Source organism: Mesorhizobium escarrei (assembly GCF_935825525.1).
Classification (GTDB): Bacteria; Pseudomonadota; Alphaproteobacteria; order Rhizobiales; family Rhizobiaceae; genus Mesorhizobium; species Mesorhizobium escarrei.
The window spans coordinates 1-960 of the sequence record NZ_CAKXZT010000017.1; the positions used below are offsets into that span (position 1 = coordinate 1).

1 pseudogene is annotated in these 960 nt (G+C 64.2%); it reads left to right on the forward strand.

Annotated features, from left to right (window positions below):
* Window positions 1-603 precede the first annotated feature (603 nt).
* Window positions 604-960: pseudogene (locus tag NMG80_RS01815) on the forward strand (reverse transcriptase domain-containing protein); the annotation flags it as partial.

Here is a 960-nt window from a genome sequence, read left to right on the forward strand (position 1 = left end):
GTGCGCCAGGCATGGTGCGTGGTGCGCAAGCACCGTTCGGCCGGGATGGTATCCGGCCAATGACTTGGAGGTGAAAGTCCTCTGCGGACCCTGGTGATGGGAACCGCTAGCCGAACAGCAAGGGCGTCGTCGCGAGGCGGGGTCTGAAGGAAGCTGCAAGCAAAGTGCCGGCCTGACGAACAGGAAGAGCATATGAGGCGTTCGCATCCGGGCGAGGGGGCGACAAAACCCGAAGCCCGATATCACCCGGAGGGTGCGGCCGTAGATGCGACAGGTATATGGCACGAAGGTCACGCGTCTTACCCTGGGAGGTCTGCCGACCTGCCCCCGGAAACGGGTGTGCTACCGCCGCCGAGAGGCGCCGGGATGGGTCGGCAGGAGTCAGCAGAGGCCGTAGTAGCCGGACCAAACGGCGAAGGGCTGAACACGAAGTGCCGGACGGAGAACGGTCTTTCGATGGTTGGACAAGATGCAGAAGACGGAGCCGAAAACCTCCGTGCCGAAACCTGGAGCAGCGGCCGGAAGCCGCGAAAGCAGGCATCGGTTGCATCGAGCCCCACGGCAGGACCGTCACCCTCTCGACCGGAGGCAGACGGGCGACTGATGGAGATGATCCTCAGCCGCGAGAACATGATGGCGGCTTACCACCGGGTGGTGAGGAAAAAGGGCGCACCGGGCATCGACAAGATGACGGTTGTGCAGCTGAAGCCCCACCTCACGGAGCACTGGCCGCGCATCAGAGAAGAGCTGCTGGCGGGTCGTTACAGACCGGCGTTGGTGCGCGGGGTGAAAATCCCCAAGCCCGGCGGCAAGGGAATGCGCCAACTGGGCATCCCGACCGTCCTGGACCGGCTCATTCAGCAGGCGATGCATCAGGTGCTGATGCCGATCTTCGATCCGGACTTCTCCGACTCCTCCTACGGCTTCCGGCCGGGGCGGAGCGCCCATGATGCGGTTCTG